The organism is Desulfurellaceae bacterium (assembly GCA_021296095.1).
Taxonomy (GTDB): Bacteria; Desulfobacterota; Binatia; order Bin18; family Bin18; genus JAAXHF01.
Genome location: JAGWBB010000125.1, coordinates 1 through 6,779, shown reverse-complemented (window position 1 = coordinate 6,779; position 6,779 = coordinate 1). Strand labels below are relative to the sequence as shown.

Genomic DNA, 6,779 nt, shown 5'->3' with positions numbered 1-6,779 from the left:
CTTGAATCCACGGTGTGCGCGTTGAGTAGCGAGGAGGCGGTGGTATTACGGCCGGGCGGGCTGAGCGTGGAGGAGATAGAAGCCCTGATCGGTCCGGTTCGCCTGCCCTCTTCCACCGATGCTGATCCGCGCTCGCCCGGCACTCTGCCACAGCACTACGCGCCGCGTGTTCGGCTGACCCTGCTCGCCCCCGGTCAGGCCATTCCCCGGCCGTCTCCTCAGGAACGGGTCGGTTTACTCAGCTTCAGGCCGGTTCCGGCAGCTGACGCCTATACACACCATGAGGCTTTGTCGGCTGAGGGCGACCTGCTTGAGGCGGCGACCAATCTGTTTGCCGCCCTGCACCGTTTCGACGGGCTTGGCCTTGACCGCCTGGTGGTCGAGGCTCTTCCCGAACACGGACTCGGACGGGCGATCATGGACCGCCTGCGCCGAGCCGCAGCCCGCGACTCGGACTGACACCTTCTCGGCCTCGTGTTGCAAAGGGCCGAGAATACCCTGTTTACCGTTCATGGGGCTCCTGGCAGGGACGGGAGCGAGCAGGGCTCTTCTATAAAGCCATATAGCATTGTAGATTAGAGAGGCGGGCGGGCTGCCCAGATTATGCTGAGCCCGTCATGGGCATGGGTATTTGGTGACAGATGGGAACGGTTCCTCAACATCTCCTGGACGAGATTATTCGTCGGATCGTTAGGGTCGCAGCCCCCGAACGCATTCTTTTGTTTGGTTCTGCGGCACGAGGAAGCATGGGGCCTGACAGCGATGTTGATCTCTTAGTTATCAAATCCGGCCAATTTCATCGCGGGCGGCTGACCGAAGAAATCTATATGAGCCTCATCGGAGTCGGCCAGGCGACTGATGTCGTCGTGGCGACCCCTGAGGATATCGAACGTTACAGACATAGCCCTGCCCTGGTTATTGCACCGGCACTCCAAGAGGGGAAAGTGATCTATGCCGCCTAAGCGACTCTCCCCGGATGATCCGAGAGAATGGTTGAACCGTGCCAGAAGTAACCTCACCAGGGCAAAGACACACAACCCGGAAATATATTTGGAAGATCTGTGTTTTGATGCCCAGCAGGCTGCGGAAAAAGCCATAAAAGCTGTGCTGCTCAAAGCGGCAATTTCTTTTCCCTACATCCATGACTTAGCCACCCTTCTCAGTCTTCTCGAAAAAGCAGAGGTGGCTATACCACAGCCTGTCCGGGAAGCGGGACGCTTGACCCGTTTTGCCGTCGCGACTCGATATCCCGGTATCACGGAGCCAGTGACCGAAGAAGAATATCGAGCAAGCGTCTCTATCGCAGCAACAGTGGTGGCATGGGCAGAGCAGCATCTCAAAGGTGAGGCTGACACTTGACCTGCTATGCCAGTCCCCTTGTCGGCTACCAGAATGAGTCAGCACCGGCAGGGGCGAATTTTTCAAATAGCGTAGAAGGAGGAAGCGCATGGAATTTGAAACCTTGGCGACCGGCTATGGCCTGCTGGAGGGACCCCGCACCGATGAGCTGAACCGGCTCTACTTCAGCGATGTCCGTGGGGGTGGCGTCTTTCGCCGCAGCCAGGACGGGCAGATTGAGACGCTGATCCCGAAAGACCGCAAGGCGGTGGGCGGCATCGCGCTGAACGAGGGTGGGGGTATCCTTGTCACCGGCCTGTCGCTCGCCCGGTGGAACGAACAGAGCGGCCAGGTCACAGAGATCTTCAGCGACTGGGACGGTAAGCCGCTGTTCGGCCTGAACGATCTGACCATTGATGACCAGGGCAGCATCTGGGTCGGTTCGTTCGGCTGCGACATCAACAAGTTTGATTTCAAGAGCACACCGCCGCCGGGTTCCCTGTTTCGGGTCGATCCATCGGGACAGGTGACGCATCTGTGGGAAGGGGTTGAGGTCACAAACGGGCTCGGCTTCAGCGCGGATCGCAGCCTGCTCTACCACTGTGACTCCACCACCCGTGCGGTCTGGGTGTATGAGGTGCGCGCCGACCGAACGGTCAGCGACCGCCAGCTGTTTGCCAAGCTGCCCGACGGCATGCCCGACGGTATGACGGTTGATGTCGAGGGCGGGGTATGGGTGGCGGTGGTGGCCGGCTCGGGTGAGGTCGTGCGGTTTAAGCCGGACGGCACGCTTGATCGGCGGATCAACATCCCGGCAAAAACCATCACCAGCGTAGCCTTTGGCGGTCCCGACATGTGTGACCTGTACGTGGTGACCGCCAACAACGATCAGCGCGATCTCAAGGGCACGGTGTTCCGCACCCGTTCAGATATTCCCGGCTTGCCGGTGCCCCAGGCCAAGTTCTAAAGGAAACCGTCGCCCCTGCTCGAACTGAGGAAAGAGATCAGGACTATGATCGTGAACAGCGCTCCCCCACCCGATTCCGAGAAACTGGCTCAGCTGAAGCAAGCCGTTCACGATCCTCTGTTTCTTGCTGATTTAGAGGAGACTACGGAGCTATTCGCCGGAGCGGATTCCGAGTGGTGGGAGCCAGAAAAGTGACCTATCCGTGGAAATCTGATTCGTTTCCCAGCAGGAGCTAGCGCCCGACCCGCCCGGCCACGAGGCGGACTTTTCTGGGCGCGGCCATCCACATGCTGACGATGGACACCCCGCACAGCCCGATCGCCAGCCAAAACGCCGGTGCGTAGGTCCCGGTTTGATCGTACACCAGACCGGTCACCCACGGTCCGACTGCGGCCCCCAGGCTGCCGGCCACACTCAGCGTTCCATAGATCGTGCCGTAGCGTCGGCTCTGGAAAATTTCGGCCGCCACCGCTCCATACACGGCCGAGACTCCGTAGCCCAACAAACCCTGGGCCACGACCATGCTGTATAACAACACGTGGCTGGGCTGTTCCTGCATGACCAGCAGCAGGGCGTAACACAGGCCAAAGCCCGACAGGCTCAGCGTCCAGACCCATTCGCGGCCGATCCGGTCGGACAAAAATCCCAGGCCGATCTGACCGACGCTGCCGGTCAGGCCGACCAGACCGAGCGCGTAGGCGGCCAGCTGGGGGGAGAATCCGATGTCGTCCAAATACTTGGTCTGATGGACCTGGACCGCGTACCAGGCGTACAGACAGCTTGACATGGCCAGCGCCAGCCACCAGAACCGCGCGGTCCGGACGGCCAAGGCCAAGGTCCAGTCCGTCGAAGCCCAGGCGTGATCGACAATAGTGTCGGCCCGGCCGGGTGCAGCCTGAGACGAGCCCGCCCCCGCCTCTCCATCGGGGGCCAGACCGAGGTCTTCCGGCCGCCGACGCTGCAAGATGCTGTTCAGCGGCACAACCGTCACAAACAGCACCAGCGCCATGATCCAACACGCGTCACGCCAGCCAGCGTGACTGATCGTGTCTTGCAGCCAGGGAAAGAGGATAATCGACCCGACCCCGGCGCCGGCAAAGGTAATGCCCAGGGCCAAGCCCCGTTTGCGGGCAAACCAGTAGGGCACGAACAGAGAATGCCCCAGGTAGCTGATGAACATGCTGCCCCCGCCGACAAAGAGGCCAAAGGCCAGATACAGGTGCCACGGCTGGGAGATATAGGTGGTCAGAATCAGCCCGGTACTGACCATGCCGGCCCCGGCTGGCAGGATAAGCCGCGGCCCAAAGCGATCCATCAGAAAGCCAATCATCGGCGAGTAGAGCGTGGCGGCAACAAAGCCAAAGGAAAAGGCTGCCGCAGTGCCACCCCGGTCCCAGCCAAACTCGGTCAGAATGGGCGGAAACAACAGCGAGAAGGCGGTCCGCGTGTTCACCCCAATGGCCATGGTGACAAAGGCGACGGCGACCACCACCCAGCCGTAAAAAAAGGGCAGACGGGTGTGGAGCAGGGACGGACCCGAGGGCGCGAGCGGGTGTGCCATGCAAGATTTTTTCAGCTCAGAAAGTAAAGAGGGGAGAACGTCATACGTCCTCCCCTCTTCCGCCTATTGCATTACACTGGCGGCAAATGCGAACAGCTTGGCCGTTTTTTACAGCGCGTCGATCACGGCGTTAAAGGTCGGGCTGGGGCGCATCGCCTGGCCGGTTTTGCTCGGATCGGGGAAATAATAGCCACCGATATCGACCGGCTGGCCCTGGGCGGCCAGCAACTCCTCGCCGATCTTGGCCTCATTCTCCTCCAGCTCTTTTGCCACCCGGCTGAACCGCGCCTTGAGGGTCGCATCCTCGTCCTGGGCAGCCAGAGCCCGCGCCCAGTACAGGGCCAGATAAAAGGTGCTGCCCCGGTTGTCGATCTCGTTCACCTTGCGGGAGGGAGAACGTGCGTTTTCGAGGTAGGTGGTGATCGCCTGGTCGAGCGTCTTGGCAAACAGCGCGGCAGCGGGATTCTTGCCGTTCTCGGCAACCAGCTCCAGCGCAGGCACCAGGGCGCAGTACTCACCCAGGGAGTCCCAGCGCAGATGCCCCTCTTGCAGGAACTGCTGGACGTGCTTGGGGGCGGAGCCGCCAGCGCCGGTCTCGAACAGCCCACCGCCGTTCATCAGCGGCACGATAGACAGCATCCTGGCACTCGTGCCCAGTTCCAGAATCGGGAACAGATCGGTCAGATAGTCACGCAAGACGTTGCCGGTTGCGGCAATCGTATCTTCGCCCTGGCGGATCCGTTCCAGCGAAAACCGCATCCCGTCCTGGGGCTTCATGACCCGCACGTCCAGGCCGGTCGTATCGTGCTCGGGCAGGTAGGCGTTCAGCTTCTTGATGATTTCCGTATCGTGGCCTCTGATCTCGTTGAGCCAGAAGACCACCGGCGCACCGCTCGCCCTGGCCCGTGAGACGGCCAGGCGCACCCAGTCCCGGATCGGCGCGTCCTTGGTCTGGCACATGCGGAAGATATCGCCGACCTCGACCGTCTGTTCGAGCAGCGTCGTTCCGGCGCTGTCCACCACGCGAATCCTCCCGTCGGCCGGGGCTTCAAAGGTCTTGTCGTGCGAGCCGTACTCCTCGGCCTTCTGGGCCATCAGCCCGACGTTGGAGACGCTGCCCATGGTCGCCGGATCGAACTGACCGTGTTTTTTGGCGTCTTCCAGGATCTCCTTATACATGGTCGCGTAGGAGCGGTCGGGCACCATGGCGATCACGTCTTGCAACTCGTCGGCCTTATTCCACATCCGCCCCCCATCGCGCACCACATTCGGCATCGAGGCGTCGATAATGATGTCGTTGGGCACGTGCAGGTTGGTGATACCGCGTCTGGCGTTGACCATGGCCAGGGCCGGACGCGCGTCGTACACCGCCGCAATGTCGGCCTCGATCTCGGCCTTTTTGTCGGCCGGCAGGCGGTCGAGCTTGGCCAGCACATCGGCCAGCCCGTTGTTGACGTTGGCCCCGATCTCCTTGAGGATCGCGGCGTGCTTGTCGAGCGCCTCCTGGAAGTAGACCGACACACAGTGGCCGAACATGATGGGGTCAGAGACCTTCATCATGGTCGCCTTGAGGTGCAGGGACAGCAGCACGCCGTCTTTCTTTGCCGCGTCCATCTGCTCGGCGTAGAAAGCGCGCAGCGCCTTGACGTTCATGACCGAGGTATCAATGACCTCGCCGGCCAGCAGCGACAGCTTGTCTTTGAGGACGCTGACCGTTCCGTCGGCGGCCACGAACTCGATCCGCACCTGGGTGGCGGTGTCCACGGTGGTTGATTTCTCGCTCTCGAAGAAGTCCTTACCGTCCATATGGACGACCCGGGCCTTTGAGCCGCTCTCTGGCCACTGCTGCATCATTCTGTGGGGATGCTTTTGAAAAAACTTCTTGACCGAGGTTGCGGCCCGACGATCCGAGTTGCCCTCGCGTAGCACCGGGTTGACGGCCGAGCCGAGCACCACAGCAAAGCGGGCTTGCAGAGCCCGCTCGGCGTCGTTTTGGGGTTCCTCGGGAGTTCCTTGATGGCGTCCTTGAGCTGGGGCACGGTCGCGCTGATGTTCGGCAGTTTGAGGATGGCCGCCTCGGGCGTCTGGGTCATTGCGCCGAGTTGGCTCAGACAATCGGGAATGCGCTGCTCGGGGCTCAGCTTTTCGGGAAAGTTGGCAATGATTCTGCCGGCCAGAGAGATATCGCTGATGTCAAGCTCAATCCCGGTCCCCCGGGTGTAGGCCTGCACGATCGGCAGCAGGGCGTAGGTGGCCAGGGCCGGCGCTTCATCAATCTTTGTCCACGTAATTTTCGCTGTCGCCATATGTCGTCCTCTCCTTCCTGGAAGCCTGGGCCGGGGCGTATCCCAGCCCTGAGCGGATTGCAAAGCGCGCCCGAAGATAGTAGACAGGGGGGGACTTTTACAACCCGGCCGCAACCCGGTCGAAGGTATCCTATCGGAACTATTTTGGAAAGCCGCTTGCCTATGAACCCCGTGCTCCGCTGTTGGCCCGTCCTGTGTCTGCTCACCGCCCTGCTCGGCTGCACCCGCGAGATAGAGGAGGTACCGCTCAGCAACCGGCTGATGACGATGGCCGATAAGTTTTTCGATGTCGCGGCCGTCTCGGTCGAAAAAGCGGTCGTGGTCGGCTATGGGGGAAAGATTCTGGTGACCACCGACGGCGGGAAAACCTGGCAGCAGCAAGACAGCGGCACCGACCTGGCCCTGTATGATGTCGAGTTTCCCGACGCCCAAACCGGCTGGATCAGCGGCCAGGACGGGCTGCTGCTTAAAAGCGAAGACGGCGGCGAAACCTGGCAGCAGCAAGACAGCGGGGCTGCGGTTTCCCTGCTGTCCCTCCAGTTTCTGGATCCCGATCACGGCTGGGCGGTTGGCGCCCAAGCCACCTATGTGCGCACGACCGACGGCG

6 protein-coding genes and 1 pseudogene are annotated in these 6,779 nt (G+C 61.4%); 5 read left to right on the top strand and 2 right to left on the bottom strand.

The genetic code is table 11. From position 1 onward, the window contains the following. From J4F42_20660 to J4F42_20645, 4 genes are all read left to right on the top strand, one after another. Nucleotides 1–459, top strand: a 459-nt coding sequence (locus J4F42_20660; protein MCE2487932.1) for a hypothetical protein, incomplete at its 5' end; no start/stop codon positions are given. A gap of 182 nt (nt 460–641) precedes the next feature. Further along, a complete protein-coding gene (locus J4F42_20655; GenBank protein ID MCE2487931.1) occupies nt 642–962 on the top strand; it encodes a nucleotidyltransferase domain-containing protein in 321 nt (106 codons plus the stop codon). Beyond that, nucleotides 952–1,359 carry a HEPN domain-containing protein gene (locus J4F42_20650; protein MCE2487930.1) on the top strand — a complete coding sequence of 136 codons (408 nt, stop codon included), beginning with the start codon at nt 952–954 and terminating at the stop codon, nt 1,357–1,359. The genes J4F42_20655 and J4F42_20650 overlap by 11 nt, the downstream gene beginning before the upstream one ends. An 88-nt stretch (nt 1,360–1,447) precedes the next feature. Then, nucleotides 1,448–2,305: an SMP-30/gluconolactonase/LRE family protein gene (locus J4F42_20645; GenBank protein ID MCE2487929.1), complete on the top strand. Its 858-nt coding sequence runs from the start codon at nt 1,448–1,450 to the stop codon at nt 2,303–2,305. Nucleotides 2,306–2,537: 232 nt separating this feature from the next. On the opposite strand, the gene J4F42_20640 is transcribed toward J4F42_20645, so the two are convergent. Together J4F42_20640 and J4F42_20635 are read right to left on the bottom strand one after the other, a co-directional pair. Continuing rightward, nucleotides 2,538–3,866: an MFS transporter gene (locus tag J4F42_20640; GenBank protein MCE2487928.1), complete on the bottom strand. Its 1,329-nt coding sequence runs from the start codon at nt 3,864–3,866 to the stop codon at nt 2,538–2,540. A gap of 108 nt (nt 3,867–3,974) precedes the next feature. Continuing rightward, nucleotides 3,975–6,172: pseudogene (locus tag J4F42_20635) on the bottom strand (NADP-dependent isocitrate dehydrogenase). A gap of 162 nt (nt 6,173–6,334) precedes the next feature. On the opposite strand from J4F42_20635, the gene J4F42_20630 reads away from it, so the two are divergent. Beyond that, a partial coding sequence (locus tag J4F42_20630; GenBank protein ID MCE2487927.1) for a hypothetical protein occupies nt 6,335–6,779 on the top strand: 445 nt, incomplete at its 3' end.

What these genes read in the sequence shown, in the direction of transcription:
- J4F42_20655 (MCE2487931.1), top strand. Translation starts at nt 642, where the DNA reads ATGGGAACGGTTCCTCAACATCTCCTGGACGAGATTATTCGTCGGATC.
- J4F42_20650 (MCE2487930.1), top strand. Translation starts at nt 952, where the DNA reads ATGCCGCCTAAGCGACTCTCCCCGGATGATCCGAGAGAATGGTTGAAC.
- J4F42_20645 (MCE2487929.1), top strand. Translation starts at nt 1,448, where the DNA reads ATGGAATTTGAAACCTTGGCGACCGGCTATGGCCTGCTGGAGGGACCC.
- J4F42_20640 (MCE2487928.1), bottom strand. Translation starts at nt 3,866, where the DNA reads ATGGCACACCCGCTCGCGCCCTCGGGTCCGTCCCTGCTCCACACCCGT.